Source organism: Streptococcus handemini, from assembly GCF_040984445.1.
Lineage (GTDB): Bacteria > Bacillota > Bacilli > Lactobacillales > Streptococcaceae > Streptococcus > Streptococcus handemini.
In genome coordinates, this window is sequence record NZ_JBFRYH010000005.1 from 1 (window position 1) to 13,982 (window position 13,982).

A 13,982-nucleotide genomic window follows, 5' to 3' on the forward strand; every position below is an offset into this window, starting at 1 on the left:
TTCTTTTTGGTGTATAATAGTGTTGCATCTCAGAGTCTTTCTAATTGTTGTTGTGGTGATTACAATTATATCTCTCTGAGATGTTTTTTAATACCCTTGACTGGCTAACTTCATTTTAGAACTTTCGTATTTTTCAGTAAAAAGCAATAAATCATCAGGCATTTGGAGAATAAGACCATTTGATCCTAGCAAAAAAATGAACAACTAGGAATGTTCCTAGCTGTTCACCTTAATCTTCTAACTCAATGCCGCCATCTAAATCAAGAACAACATCTTGGATTTCTGCGATTTCGTCCTTATTCTCTTCGGCTTTCTCTTCTTTATCTGCCATTTCGACTACCTCTATTTTCTCTGAGTCTTCAATCAAACCATAGTGAACACGAATTTTTCGGTCGATTTCTGCAAAAATTTCTGGATGTTCTCCTAAGTATTTTTTTGCATTTTCTGAACCTTGTCCGATTTTCTCATCATTGTAAGAATACCAAGCGCCAGCCTTTTTGATAATACCAAGATTGCTACCAATTTCAACTAACTCACCGGTCTGTGAAATACCGTGACCATACATGATTTCAACAACTGCTTCCTTAAATGGCGGAGCCACCTTATTTTTGACAATTTTAACCTTGGTTTCTTTTCCGACGTTGGTATCCTTTTGGTCTCCGCTCCCCTTAATTTGAGTATTTCCACGAACATCCATCCGAACAGAGGCATAGAATTTTAGAGCGCGTCCACCAGGAGTTGTCTCAGGGCTGCCAAACATCACACCGACTTTTTCACGCAATTGGTTGATGAAAATAGCAATGGTCTTGGTTTTATTGATTGAAGCAGATAGTTTGCGCATCGCCTGACTCATCATCCGAGCTTGCAAACCAACATGGCTATCTCCCATTTCACCGTCAATCTCAGCACGAGGAACAAGAGCTGCAACCGAATCAACTACCACTAGGTCAACAGCACCAGAATCAATCAACTTCCCTGCAATTTCAAGTCCCTGCTCACCAGAGTCTGGTTGTGATAAGAGCAATTCATCAATGTTAACACCTAGCGCTTGAGCATAGGTTGGATCAAGGGCATGCTCAGCATCAATAAAGGCTGCAATCCCACCTTCTTTTTGCGCTTGAGCAACTGCATGAAGAGCTACCGTCGTCTTACCAGAGCTCTCAGGACCATAAATTTCAATAATCCGCCCTTTCGGATAACCACCAGCACCCAAAGCAATATCAATAGATAGACTTCCTGAACTCATCACCTGTACTTTTTGTTCAGCGCGCTCTCCCAACCGCATGATAGCACCCTTACCAAAGTCTTTTTCAATGGTCTTAAGGGCATCATCTAAGGCTTTTTTGCGTTCATCACCAAACTTTTTAGTAATATCTTCTAATTTTTTACTTGGTTTTTTCGCCAATTTCTTTCTCCTCTATTTCTAATTCTCAGCTCATTATAGCAAATTTTTATGCTTTAACAAAATCTTACGCACAACACTCAACGCATGCAAACACGCAATTTTTCGCATATGTTGTTCAGTATATCCACCCAATTCAACCTCCGTCACTATCGTTCGATTGTCGAAACAGATGGCTATGTAAAAACGCGCCATGATATTATCAATTTGCGACTCGGGATCTATCTTGCCAAGTAGCGCCAAACCTAAATCGGCCCCCAAGTTTTTACAGACGCTATTTGCCATCTCTTCTGCTTTTGCACCATTACAAGTTGAATCTGATACTACAACACCACCTTTAAATCGTTGACGATCCTGTAAAGAAATTGTCAAGTCAGCTTGAAGCAAACCTGCGGTTAGATTTTCTACAATAGCGAAGGTGATGTCTTGTTTTTCCAATTCATCAGCTAGAATCCTAGCTAGACTGTTGTCTTCTCCATACCCATAAAGGCATGAAGCAAGATTTTCTCGCGCAAGAATCTCTTTTTCCATTTGATCTAGTTTTTCATTGGCTAAAATAATGTTATCTGCTTTCGTAGACAGGCGTAGGGTAACCTCTCCTGTCTTGGCGTATGGAGCTAGGGTCGGATCACATTGAGAGTCAATTAAATCCTCTAAAATAGTCACTAGATGGCTTTCACCGATGCCAAAAAAGCGCAAAACACGAGAGTATAGCTTTTCATTGGAATGCACCAATAGAGGTTGTAAACTTTCTGTAAACATAGCCTTTAACTCACTTGGGGGACCAGGCAATACAACATAGGTCACGCCGTTCTGTTCGATTAAGCCGCCAACCGCTAAACCTGCTGGATTTTGAAGTGCCGTACTACCGTCTACCAACTGAGCTTGCCGTTCGTTATTCGCTGTCCGAACACGACCTTTTCTACTTGCAAAAAAACGGTCTAACTTTACCAAGGCTGTTTGATCAAAGACTAGGTCTCGACCTAAAAACTTTGCTAGTGTCTGCTTGGTCAAGTCATCTTCTGTTGGCCCTAGTCCACCACAAAGAACGACTAATTCGCTTCTCCTACTCGCCACATCTAGGACAGACAAGAGCCGTTTTTCATTATCGCCAACTGCTGTATGAAAAAAGACGTCAATACCTAATTCTGCACATTTTTCCGATAAAAATTGAGTATTTGTATTCACGATTTGTCCGGTCAGAATTTCGGTACCTACCGCAATCAACTCTGCTTTCATCTGAACCTCCTTATCTTATTATTCGTAAAAGATTTTCTTAATGATACCATCATAACACAAAAAAGAACCAAGCGGTTCTTTTAAATGTTTTGCACTATCGTTAACAAGCCCATAAGATTATTTAGGACGTGCAGCGAGATTGGAAAATAGATATTTTTATTGGTTTTTAAATAAGCAAGAGCAAAGACTAGTCCATCACCAAAATGACCGATAACACCAATAAATTCTGTCAGCTGAAGATGATGAACATGTAAAACCGCAAATAAGACCGAAGAGATAAGAACAGCTATACTTTGAGACATATAATTTGGCAGAAAATCAAGCAAAAATTGACGGTAAATCAATTCTTCGACAATTGGACCTAGGACGCCCATTACACCAAGAATCAGAAATACTGGATACTGTTTGACCGCAGTATATATTGCCGTATCATTGCTCAATTCTGCTCTTTCATGAACGAACTGTCTCAACACATCTTCAATAATTGAAAAGAGAATAGCAGCTACAAAAAAGAAAAGTAAGCTTAACAATACGATTCCGAGTGCCTTCAAAGGGTGTTTTTTCAACCACTTTGCCTTTTCAACAAATCTATCCCGATAAACATAGACACCTATAATACATAAAGCGGTATAAACTGCAAATGTAATAGGACCTTTGAGTGTTGCTGACAAGAGCCAATCTCCCAAACGTCCCCAAAACATCACACTATACAAGATTACAAAAACTACAACTGACTTTCTTTGTCTTTCCATAAAGCCACCTTTTTCCTGATGAATTTTGAAATATCCGCTAGAAAAAGGATAAAAATAGCGCCGACTGTCAAATAGGCATAGAAGACCAGACTCTTCTCGCTTGTTATGAGCAACAAAGTAGAAATTAGAATTAGTAAGCCATATTTAAAAAATAACTTCTTCTTATTGTAAATCGGCATTTCAAGCCCAATCAAGGCATCAAAGGAGAAGCCGTAGAGTTGACTCAGTTCTTTTAGGTAATCAGCTGCTGGAATGGTTCGCTCGTTTTCCCAATTGGAAATCGTTTGGCGACTGACACCTAATTTTGTAGCGAGATACTCCTGTGAATGACCCGCTTTTAGTCGCTCGTTTTTTATCACTTGTCCTATTGTCATATTTCCTCCTCAGTTTACAGTAGCGAATGAAACCTGTCGAGACCAAATCCTTTGACGAGATATGCCAAAATGCTTTTCCATAGGATTTTAATGAAAATCGCAATCCACTTCATGATCATTAACAAGACCCGCCGCCTGAAGATAGGAATAGACACAGACTGGACCAACAAAGGTAAAACCTCGTTTTTTCAAGTTCTTAGATAATTTCTCTGATAAACTTGTCTTACTCGGTACTTCTCGGAAGTCCTTTACACGATTGTCAATCGGTGTAAAGTTAACCCAAGACCAGAGATAAGCTGCAAAGGTGCCATATTCTTTCTGAACTCTGAGAAGAGCCTGCGCATTCTGGCGTGTTGCAAAAATCTTTGCCCTATGCCGTATAATATTTGGATTGTCTAGCAAACTTTCCAATTCACTATCGGACATCTGCGCAACTACTTGCACATCATACCCATGGAAGGCTTGGCGAAAAGCTTCCCGTTTATTGAGAATAGTTTCCCATGATAGACCAGCTTGATAGCTTTCAAGGCATAGCAGTTCAAAAAGGACTTGATCTTCTTTGACAGATCGTCCCCATTCCTCATCATGGTAGGCTACATACAGAGGATTGTTTTCTTTTACCCAACCACATCGTTTCATCCGCAGTTCCTACTTCATGAGCATTTTAAGAGCTGACTTGATATAATTTTCAGCAGTATCAGTCGTTCCTTCAAAGAATTTCTTGATTTTCTTCAACTCAGCTGGACGATAGCCTAAGGCTTCCATCGCTTCCATCGCTTCATTAAGGGCGGTATTATTAGATTCCTCAACAGACAGGCTTGGAACTTCAGCTTGTTCTGATAAGACAAATTTGCCCTCTAAATCAAGAACCATTTGCTGAGCCGTTTTCTTCCCAATCTTAGGAAATTTGGTCAAATAGGTGATGTTCTTTTGTTCAATGGCACGCACTAAACCGTCATTGTCATCTACTGCTATAATCGCAAGGGCTGTTGTAGGGCCAATTCCTGATACAGAAATTAGGTTCAGAAAGACAGATTTTTCTGCCTCTGTCCGAAAGCCATACAAGAGGTGGGCATCTTCGCGAATAACCTGATGAGTGTAAATTGTCACCTGTTGATCCATGTTACCTGAGTAGGCATAGGGATTCGCAACCTGTAAGATGAAGCCAACTCCTGCAACTTCAACTACAATATATTTAGCTGTTATTTTTGTTAAAATTCCTTTGAGATAATCGTACATCGTCTCTTTCTTTCTAATATTTTCCTAGTTCCCGCAAGCTAGTATGATTTTCCTGAATGCGTCGGAACATTTTTTCCATATCGGATGTTGTAAAATGAACCAATACCGGTCGCCCATGTGGACAATTATAGGGATTTTTACAGGTCGCTAATTGGCGCAATAAGTGCCGAGCTGAGTAGTCATCTAAGGCATGATTAGCCTTAATTGAGCGTTTACAAGACATCATAATCGCCAATTCTGCTCGATATCGCTTGATAGATACCTCATCTGTGAGTAAGAGCATATCACACATCTCATAGACAGCAGATTCAATCTCATCCTCTTTCATCCAAATGGGGTGTTCGCGTAAAATGAATTGGTTGACACCATATTCCTCTAAGTTGACACTAACTTGACGTAAGGAATCTAGTTTTTGTTTAAGCGATAAAGCATCATTTGCTGGAAAATCAAAGATATAGGGCACTAATAGCTGCTGAGAAGAAGCATCTACATCAGCAATGCTCTCACGATATTCTTCATACTTAACACGCTCTTGAGCTGCGTGCTGGTCAATAATATACAGTCCTGATTTTCCTTGTGCAAAAAGATAGGTACCGTGCATTTGACCAAAATATTCCAACTCTGGAAAAGTCGATGTTTCTTCGTTTTCTAAGCGATCTGCTAACTTGGCTAATTCTTTTCTTTCAAGACTTGGATGCTCTGGATTAGCTGAGAAAACTTCCTTTCTATGAGCAAATTTAATATTGACAGACTTGTCAAGTTTGTTGTCAACTTTTTTGACAGGTTCCAATTCTTTGATTTCTTCTGAAACCGTTTCTGATTTGAGAAAGAAATCTTGCCGAACAGTATCGTAGTAAAGGTTGCTCTCTTTTAGCGGAAGTGTGACTTGTTCTGTTTTTACCGCTTTCCTAGTGCTAGACTTGGCGAGATTCTCCAATGCATCTGGAATCAAATCTTGCTCCTTGAGCGCAGCTGCAATCGCCTCATGAATAAGGCTCATCAGTTCCTTTTCCTTCGAAATCCGCACTTCCTGCTTGGTCGGATGCACATTGACATCTGCCAAATAAGGATCAATCTGAATAGCAATCACAGCGAGCGGAAAACGACCGACCATGAGCTTGCTACCATAACCATCTAAAATCGCACGATTGAGCAAGAAATTCTTAATGTAGCGCCCATTGATAAAGATGCTGATGTAATTGCGATTTGCCCTTGTCAGCTCTGGTAACGAGACATAGCCAGACACCTGAAAATCCAAGTTCTCTGCTGTAATCTCAACCATTTTTTTAGCCGATGCGATGCCGTAGACACCTGAAATGGCTTGGCGCAAATTGCCCGTTCCTGCCGTTTGAATCAACTCTCGCCCTTCATTGACCAAGCTAAAGGCAATTTCCGGATGAGCAAGGCTCAATCGATTGACCACGTCCACAATATGGGATAATTCCGCCTGCTGGCTTTTGACATACTTGAGCCGTGCAGGAGTATTATAGAACAAGTCTTCCACAGAGATGCGTGTGCCAACAGGGCGGCTCATGACTTCTTCTCTCGTCACTTGCCCAGCTTCTGCTTCAAGGACAAGTCCGTGAGCGGTAGATTCTGTTGCGGTCTCAATTTGAATCCGACTGACGGACGCGATAGACGGCAGGGCCTCTCCACGAAATCCCAAGGTCCGAATGCGGAACAAGTCTGACTGACTTTTGATTTTACTGGTTGCGTGACGGCGAAGGGCTAGAGATACCTGATCAGGAGCAATTCCTTCTCCGTTGTCACTGATTTCAATTTTTTTTAATCCTGATTCTTCGATACTGATGCTGATTTGGCTAGCACCTGCATCAATCGAATTTTCCACCAATTCTTTGACCACACTGGCAGGGCGTTCAATCACTTCTCCTGCTGCAATCTGATTGGCAAGGACTTCTGGTAGTTCAATAATTGTTGCCATAATATCTTCTCGTCTTTCTAATGTCCCTATTATACCATAAAGGCGGGGCGTTTGAGAGAATGGAAAGGCGTGATACAAAACTCGAGTCATGCAAAAGAAAACCTCGCTTTTCTAATTTATGGGCTTAGGTATCAACCACAACATTAAGTTACTTTTGCTAATTTCCATAAAAAAGGATGGACTTGCATCCAACTTTCCCTTATTTATACATTCATTTTTGATCGAAAGGCAGTATTCCCTTGATTTTTTGATAGATAGGATGCCAAAACACAAAGGAAATCCCTACTAATACTAACCCTCCAATGGGGAGCAGCAAACGATAGCCAACTCCTGTTCTCATCAGTTCTATCACCAAGGCAAGAGCGCTAACCAAGCCCGCAGCAATCAAAACATAAAATAACTTTTTAAAAGAGCGCATGATGTTCTGATCCATATTCGTCTCCTTTTGTGAAAGTATGTTTATGATAGCATCTATTTAATAGAATTGCAAACTGCTATTTCCTCAAAGATTGGTTAATAGCTGTCACCTGCTTTTTCATATTATGGTAATTGATGAAAAAAATGATAACATAAATGATAACATAAATCATTTCAAAAAACAGCAACCAAGTGAGATTGAGGGGAAACCAGCCTGCTAATAATCCAAGCGAGGTAAAACCAACCCCTGTCAACAGAAAATGAGTCACGGTCATCTTGACCAAGCTCCAATCTTGCTTGAAAATTCGATCAGCAATTTGAAATAATAGACCAATAGCTGCCCAGATAAGGACTGAAATCAACATGACTTCTACCAAATTAAAATGCTTTAAATAATACTGCCCCAAGGTAGATACAGGATTGAGTGGCAGATAGATGCCCTGTCCAAAAATAGCAGACATCAGCAACGAGATAGTTAGACCAATGGTAATGCCAAGACTTGCAGAATAGAGATAGGATTTCATAAGTTCAATGCCTCCTTGATACGTTTTAGATAGCGGCGTGAGGAATAGGTAACAGCTTTACTTTTTAAAACAATTTTCACCAACCCATTTGGGGTCAATTGTAGGTGTTCTATTTGCCTCAGATTGATGATTTCCGATTGTGAGATTTGCATAAAATATTCAGGTACAATCTCCTTGACCTGATACAATCGGAGAGAAGATTGGTAGCAAGTTTCCCTTACTTTGACTTGAAGCACACGATTTTCTACATAAAGTGTATCAATCTCACTCCATTCAAGGAGATAAATTGCTTCTCCTTTTTTCACCGTTAGGTTCGTCTGCCGTTTATCTAGGTCTTTAGCATAGGCAATCAAATCAGATATTTCCGATGTCATAGAACGTACTTCAATCTTGACCTGATCCTCTGTAAAGGCTGGATCAATTGTTACTCTGACTTTCATATAAACTCCTTTCTTGTCTTTATTAAACCGTATTAGCAAGCAGATTTCAATAGCCTTTGCTCATATGGTTATTTTAGATACCTATTCGGTTATTTTCTATATAATAACAGTACAAATATAGTTGATTTTGTATAGAAATATATGTTATATTAAAGAAAAATCTCCTAGGAGGAAAGCCTCATGAAAAAATTATCTTCCCTAATTCTAATAATTGCTTGCTTGCTTGTTTGCTACAACAACATCTATAAAAGCAGATGACTCTACCTTTCCTAACTCAACCATTACTCCTTCAAACCATACTTATCTTCACCGATTAACCAGAGATGATCACTTTGGACCCATCACTGTCCGCTTAATCGTCTATGTAGAACTCTATACGAATGGCTCTTTCCGTCAAATCAACGCCATTCATAGCCACTATTTAGAAGTTTTTTCTACCTCTTCTCCTCAATTAAGGGTAAGAATTCCTGATGATGCCTGTGTGAGCGTATGGTCCTCAACTGACTTTCCGTCTACTACTCTCCTATATGCCTACAATGCCACACTCCTTTCAAGACTGCCTTACTCAAATAAAAAACTCCAAAAGGAATTAGACGATGCTCACTTTCATAAGGTAGAGAGACAACTTTACCGCCGATCAATCAAAATGGACGATTTAAGCTCTATTAAGAAAGGAGAGCCTTATGAAGATAGTCCCATCATTACAACTGCCATTAGCATTGGTTCAATTATCATCAGTCTAACCATACAAGCTGGACTAAACTACCTTGCAGAGACAGTTTTTTCCACTAACTGAAAATCATTCTATCAAGAAAAGAAGAGACTGGGGTTCCCAGTCTCTTATACTAATTTCTTCAATTCAGCTAATGCATTCATGGCATCAAGCGGAGTCATGGTGTAGACATCTAATTTCTCGAGCTGCTCGAGTGCGGGATGCTTCTCGCTAAAGAGATCCAATTGCCCAATCGTTTCTGCGGGAGCTGGTTTTTCAGCAATCTGCGGTACTTGGACTTGATTTTCCAAGGATTGCAAAATGGTATCTGCTCGCTCCAAAAGCTCATTAGGCATGCCAGCAATTTTTGCTACGTGAATCCCGTAGGACTTGTCCGCAGGGCCTGGAGCAATCTTGTGCAAGAAGGTCACTTGACCATTATGCTCTAAGGTTGATACATGGACATTTTCTAAGTGCGTCAAGGTTTCACTCAAATCTGTCAATTCATGGTAATGGGTAGCAAACAAGGTCTTTGCTCCGATGCGATCATGAATGTATTCGATAATTGACTGAGCCAAGGCCATTCCATCATAAGTTGCCGTTCCACGGCCTAATTCATCAAAGAGAATCAAGGACTGTTCGCTCGCTAAACGAATGGCTTTATTGGCTTCCATCATTTCGACCATAAAGGTTGACTGGCCACTTACCAAGTCATCTGCCGCACCAATCCGTGTAAAAATCGCATCAAAAATTGGTAAGGTGGCAAGCTCTGCTGGCACATAGGATCCCATTTGTGCCATGATGACAATCATCCCTAGTTGGCGCATATAAGTTGATTTCCCACTCATATTTGGCCCTGTAATTAGCTGCATATTTGTCCTTTCATCAAGGACAATCGAGTTAGGGATATAGGTCTGCTTGCCCATAACTTTCTCAACAACTGCATGGCGGCCCTGCTCAATCAGCACTTGCCGACTATCGGTAAACTGTGGACATACATAGCGCTGGTTTTCTGCCACAACCGCAAAGGATTGAAGTACATCAATCGTTGCAATGATTCGTGCCAAGCGTTGCAGGCGACTGATGTATTTTTCAACTTCTTGACGGATACGCATGAAGATTTCATACTCCAGATGAGCCGATTTATCACGCGCCTCGAGCATCTGTCCTTCAATTTTTGCCAACTCCTCCGTGCCATAGCGCTCTGAATTTTTCAGGGTTGCCTTACGGAAGAAATGATCTGGAACATGATTTAAATTTGAATTGGTTACGTGGAAATAGTAGCCATCTTTTTTGTTGTAATCAATTTTTAGATTATTAATTCCTGAATTGGCTCGTTCTTTCGCTTCTATTTCAGCAATCCAGCCAGTTCCTTCCCGCATGACTAGGCGGTATTGGTCGAGAGTCGCATCGAATCCTGTCTTGATAATATTCCCATCTGTGATAGTTCCCTGTGCATCGGGATCAATCGCTTCACTAATCAAAGCATGAAGCTCAGGAATGGCATCCAATCCTGAAATCAAGGGAGCAAGAGTAGGCTCATCTATCTGCTCTAAAATCGTCCGAATGGCAGGCACATTCGACAAAGTCTGAGCGAGCTGTAACAAGTCCTTCGGTAGCGTTTTACCAAAAGAAACCCGACTAGCCAAGCGCTCAATGTCATAAACACCTTTTAAACTCTCCACCAAATCGCTTCGTTCAAAGAAATAATCTAGAAAAACCTGCACTACACGTTGACGTGATTCGATTTTGGTACGGTCAATCAGGGGGCGGTCAATCCATGAGCGCAACAAGCGCAAGCCCATAGCCGTTTTGGTTTCATCCAGAAGCCAGTAAAGACTGCCATGCTTCTTACCTGTCCGGGCGTTTTCCAGTAAATCAAGGCTAGACTTGGTCGCATAATCCATCTGCAAATAGTCTTTAATCTCATAATGTTGTACCTTTTGCAAATGGACCAAGTCACGCAACTGCGTCCTCAACACATAGCTCAGGAGTTTCCCAGCGGCATTTTTTTCAATCGCAATTAAAGACGAATCGAGTAATTGCGTGTCATCTGCCACCGTATCCTCATGAGATAAGAGAAGATTCATCTGACTGCTCAGAATTTGCTCTTCTTCTTCCGATAAGAAATAGCCAATGACCAATTCACGTGCACGAAGATTGCGAATCTCGCCGCACAAGGTCATAAAATCATCTAGGCTAGTCACAAAGAACTGCCCTGTTGCGACATCCATATAAGACAAGGCATAGGTCACACCTTGACGGTCCATTGCTACCAAAAAGTTACTTTCAGAGCCAATTTTTGAGGAGTCTACAACCGTTCCAGGTGTAATAATCTGAACGACTTCACGTTTTACAACGCCAACAGCTGTTTTAGGATCTTCCACCTGTTCTGCAATTGCGACCTTATGTCCCAAATCAACCAGGGTATCAATGTACTGCTGGGCCGCATGGTAAGGAACACCTGCCATCGGAATCGGATTTTCCGCATTGCGATTGCGACTGGTAAGAGCCAATTCCAAAATCTGCGCTGCCTCTACGGCATCATCATAAAATAATTCATAGAAATCACCCATACGAAATAGCAAAAAAGCATCTGGATAATTTGCTTTAATATCCAGATACTGTTGCATGCCGGGTGAAATTTTTTCTTTTGTCATCTCAACCCTCTCAATCTAAGTATGATTTTATCTCGGTTTCTACCTGCCTAGCTGCTTCCTCATCACGACAAATCACCAGCAAAGTATCTGCACCTGCCAACGTCCCTAAAATTGTCGCCGGTTTTTCAATATCAATGATGTTGGCCATCAATGCCGCTTCACCTAATTCGGAGTGCAAAACCAAAATAAAACTCGCACGCTCTACCTTATAGGCATATTTCGCCAATAATTGCGTAAAGGTCATTTCCTCTTGCGTAATTGGCAAAGTATAGTAGGAAATACCGTCCTCATACATTTTAACGAGACCCAACTCACGCAAATCACGCGATAAGGTGGTCTGGGTCACAGAAACACCACGTCGAGCAAGCCCTTGCTGAATCTCTGCCTGAGTCCGAATCTTTTCCTCACGAATCATGTCTTGAATGACTTCTTGTCTTTGTGTTTTATTCACTCGTCTACCTCAAACTGTATATTGTATGAATAGTATAACAAATTTTAGCCGTTTTCTCATGCGTAAAAGCAGAAATATGTTAAAATAGAATGAATAACTCTGGAGGTTTATTATGAATCAAAAAATGCTTGTTGCTGAAAAAATCGCAACTGCCATTCCTAGTCTTGATCTAAAAGCTATTTACGCACTATTAGAGAAACCAAAATCATCTGAAATGGGAGACATCGCTTTCCCAGCTTTTTCATTAGCAAAAGTCGAGCGCAAGGCGCCTCAAGCTATTGCAGCAGACATCGTGGAAAAATTGGACACTAACGGGTTTGAAAAAATCGTAGCAACTGGTCCTTATGTCAACTTTTTCCTAGACAAGGCGGCTATTTCACATGCAACCTTGACCCAAGTCATCGAAGAAAAAGAGCAATATGGACAACAAAAACGTGGTGAAGGACAAAACATCACAATTGACATGTCTAGTCCAAACATTGCAAAACCCTTCTCTGTTGGTCACTTACGTTCAACCGTTATCGGAGATGCCCTTGCCAATATCTATGAAAAAATGGGCTACAAGGCTCTTCGGATTAACCATTTGGGCGACTGGGGTAAACAATTTGGTCTCTTAATCGTGGCCTATAAGCTATGGGGCGATAAGGCTGCTGTCGAAGCTAATCCGATTTCAGAATTGCTCAAACTCTATGTCCGTATCAATGCTGAAGCCGATGAAAATCCTGAACTAGATGAAGAAGGACGCAAATGGTTCAAAAAATTAGAAGACGGAGATGCTGAAGCCCTTGAACTCTGGCAATGGTTCCGTGATGAAAGTCTAGTTGAGTTTAATCGTATCTATGACAAGCTCAATATTACCTTTGATTATATTCAAGGTGAGGCATTCTACAACGATAAGATGGACAAGGGAATTGACATTCTCAAAGAGAAAAACCTCCTGCAAGAATCAAAAGGTGCCATGATTGTTGATTTGGAAAACTATAATCTCCCACCAGCTCTCATCATGAAATCAGATGGCGCAACCCTCTACATTACCCGTGATATCGCAACAGCCCTTTACCGCAAAGAACAGTACAACTTCGTTAAAAATATCTACGTCGTGGGGCAAGAACAAGCCAACCACTTCAAGCAATTAAAAGCCGTTCTCAAGGAAATGGGACTGGATTGGAGTGATGATATGCTTCACATTGCCTTTGGTTTGGTGACAAAAGACAAGAAAAAATTGTCTACTCGCAAGGGAAATATCATCCTCTTAGAACCAACTCTGGATGAAGCCGTTTCTCGTGCCCTTTCTCAAATCGAAGCAAAAAATCCTACTTTAGAAGACAAGGAAGCTGTCGCAGAAGCTGTTGGTGTAGGAGCTGTCAAATTCTTCGACCTCAAAACAGACCGCGAAAATGGCTATGACTTTGACTTGGAAGCAATGGTATCCTTCGAAGGTGAGACGGGGCCTTACGTCCAATATGCTTACGCACGGATCCAATCCATTCTTCGCAAAGGCAACTTCACGCCAGCAGTGGACAACCAGTACCAATTGACTGATGCAGAAAGCTGGGAGATTATCAAACATCTCCAAAACTTCGCCAACGTCATCGAAAAAGCTGCTGACAAGTACGATCCGTCCTTGATTGCCAAGTACGCGATTAACCTTGCCCAAGCCTTTAACAAATACTATGCCCATACCCGCATTCTTGATGAAAGTCCAGAACGCGACAGCCGCCTAGCTTTGGCTTACGCAACAGGTGTTGTCCTTAAAGAAGCCCTCCGCCTCCTCGGCGTTGAAGCTCCTGAGAAAATGTAAAAACCAAGCTCCTTGGACATTCCCAAGGA

At 41.2% G+C, this 13,982-nt stretch carries 13 protein-coding genes and 1 pseudogene; 2 read left to right on the plus strand and 12 right to left on the minus strand.

Annotated features, from left to right (window positions below; translation table 11 throughout):
- Positions 1–354: 354 nt before the first annotated feature.
- The 10 genes and pseudogenes from recA to ABPH35_RS01330 form a co-directional block, all read right to left on the minus strand.
- A pseudogene (gene recA, locus ABPH35_RS01285) lies at positions 355–1,405 on the minus strand (recombinase RecA); the annotation flags it as partial.
- Between the two features lie 33 nt (positions 1,406–1,438).
- Positions 1,439–2,641, minus strand: coding sequence for a competence/damage-inducible protein A (locus ABPH35_RS01290; RefSeq protein WP_349987758.1), 1,203 nt, complete (start codon positions 2,639–2,641; stop codon positions 1,439–1,441).
- An 80-nt stretch (positions 2,642–2,721) separates the two neighbouring features.
- A complete protein-coding gene (locus ABPH35_RS01295) occupies positions 2,722–3,393 on the minus strand; it encodes a CPBP family intramembrane glutamic endopeptidase (RefSeq protein ID WP_349987759.1) in 672 nt (223 codons plus the stop codon).
- The gene (locus ABPH35_RS01300; RefSeq protein ID WP_349987760.1) at positions 3,366–3,767 is read right to left on the minus strand and encodes a helix-turn-helix domain-containing protein; all 402 of its coding nucleotides are present in this window, start codon (positions 3,765–3,767) and stop codon (positions 3,366–3,368) included. Before ABPH35_RS01300 ends, ABPH35_RS01295 begins: the two co-directional genes overlap by 28 nt.
- Before the next feature lie 87 nt (positions 3,768–3,854).
- A complete protein-coding gene (locus ABPH35_RS01305) occupies positions 3,855–4,406 on the minus strand; it encodes a DNA-3-methyladenine glycosylase I (RefSeq protein WP_349987761.1) in 552 nt (183 codons plus the stop codon).
- Between the two features lie 9 nt (positions 4,407–4,415).
- The gene (gene ruvA, locus ABPH35_RS01310) at positions 4,416–5,006 is read right to left on the minus strand and encodes a Holliday junction branch migration protein RuvA (protein ID WP_349987762.1); all 591 of its coding nucleotides are present in this window, start codon (positions 5,004–5,006) and stop codon (positions 4,416–4,418) included.
- A gap of 13 nt (positions 5,007–5,019) precedes the next feature.
- Complete coding sequence (gene mutL, locus ABPH35_RS01315) at positions 5,020–6,948, minus strand: DNA mismatch repair endonuclease MutL (RefSeq protein ID WP_349987763.1); 1,929 nt, start codon at positions 6,946–6,948, stop codon at positions 5,020–5,022.
- A gap of 211 nt (positions 6,949–7,159) precedes the next feature.
- Positions 7,160–7,381, minus strand: a complete 222-nt coding sequence (locus tag ABPH35_RS01320) for a hypothetical protein (protein ID WP_349987764.1) — start codon at positions 7,379–7,381, stop codon at positions 7,160–7,162.
- Between the two features lie 61 nt (positions 7,382–7,442).
- Positions 7,443–7,889: a DUF3021 domain-containing protein gene (locus ABPH35_RS01325; protein ID WP_349987765.1), complete on the minus strand. Its 447-nt coding sequence runs from the start codon at positions 7,887–7,889 to the stop codon at positions 7,443–7,445.
- The gene (locus ABPH35_RS01330; RefSeq protein ID WP_349987766.1) at positions 7,886–8,329 is read right to left on the minus strand and encodes a LytTR family DNA-binding domain-containing protein; all 444 of its coding nucleotides are present in this window, start codon (positions 8,327–8,329) and stop codon (positions 7,886–7,888) included. Before ABPH35_RS01330 ends, ABPH35_RS01325 begins: the two co-directional genes overlap by 4 nt.
- A 223-nt stretch (positions 8,330–8,552) precedes the next feature.
- Between ABPH35_RS01330 and ABPH35_RS01335 the strand changes: the two genes are divergently transcribed.
- Positions 8,553–9,125 carry a hypothetical protein gene (locus ABPH35_RS01335; protein ID WP_349987767.1) on the plus strand — a complete coding sequence of 191 codons (573 nt, stop codon included), beginning with the start codon at positions 8,553–8,555 and terminating at the stop codon, positions 9,123–9,125.
- Positions 9,126–9,169: 44 nt separating this feature from the next.
- On the opposite strand, the gene mutS is transcribed toward ABPH35_RS01335, so the two are convergent.
- A complete protein-coding gene (gene mutS / locus ABPH35_RS01340) occupies positions 9,170–11,701 on the minus strand; it encodes a DNA mismatch repair protein MutS (RefSeq protein ID WP_349987768.1) in 2,532 nt (843 codons plus the stop codon).
- A gap of 10 nt (positions 11,702–11,711) precedes the next feature.
- Positions 11,712–12,152 carry an arginine repressor gene (gene argR, locus ABPH35_RS01345; protein ID WP_349987769.1) on the minus strand — a complete coding sequence of 147 codons (441 nt, stop codon included), beginning with the start codon at positions 12,150–12,152 and terminating at the stop codon, positions 11,712–11,714.
- A gap of 112 nt (positions 12,153–12,264) precedes the next feature.
- Between argR and argS the strand changes: the two genes are divergently transcribed.
- Positions 12,265–13,953: an arginine--tRNA ligase gene (argS, locus tag ABPH35_RS01350; protein WP_349987770.1), complete on the plus strand. Its 1,689-nt coding sequence runs from the start codon at positions 12,265–12,267 to the stop codon at positions 13,951–13,953.
- The last annotated feature ends 29 nt before the right edge of the window (positions 13,954–13,982 follow it).

Bases quoted from the DNA above. Each gene is read 5' to 3' on its own strand.
- ABPH35_RS01290 (WP_349987758.1), bottom strand. From the start codon at position 2,641: ATGAAAGCAGAGTTGATTGCGGTAGGTACCGAAATTCTGACCGGACAA.
- ABPH35_RS01295 (WP_349987759.1), bottom strand. From the start codon at position 3,393: ATGGAAAGACAAAGAAAGTCAGTTGTAGTTTTTGTAATCTTGTATAGT.
- ABPH35_RS01300 (WP_349987760.1), bottom strand. From the start codon at position 3,767: ATGACAATAGGACAAGTGATAAAAAACGAGCGACTAAAAGCGGGTCAT.
- ABPH35_RS01305 (WP_349987761.1), bottom strand. From the start codon at position 4,406: ATGAAACGATGTGGTTGGGTAAAAGAAAACAATCCTCTGTATGTAGCC.
- ruvA (WP_349987762.1), bottom strand. From the start codon at position 5,006: ATGTACGATTATCTCAAAGGAATTTTAACAAAAATAACAGCTAAATAT.
- mutL (WP_349987763.1), bottom strand. From the start codon at position 6,948: ATGGCAACAATTATTGAACTACCAGAAGTCCTTGCCAATCAGATTGCA.
- ABPH35_RS01320 (WP_349987764.1), bottom strand. From the start codon at position 7,381: ATGGATCAGAACATCATGCGCTCTTTTAAAAAGTTATTTTATGTTTTG.
- ABPH35_RS01325 (WP_349987765.1), bottom strand. From the start codon at position 7,889: ATGAAATCCTATCTCTATTCTGCAAGTCTTGGCATTACCATTGGTCTA.
- ABPH35_RS01330 (WP_349987766.1), bottom strand. From the start codon at position 8,329: ATGAAAGTCAGAGTAACAATTGATCCAGCCTTTACAGAGGATCAGGTC.
- mutS (WP_349987768.1), bottom strand. From the start codon at position 11,701: ATGACAAAAGAAAAAATTTCACCCGGCATGCAACAGTATCTGGATATT.
- argS (WP_349987770.1), top strand. From the start codon at position 12,265: ATGAATCAAAAAATGCTTGTTGCTGAAAAAATCGCAACTGCCATTCCT.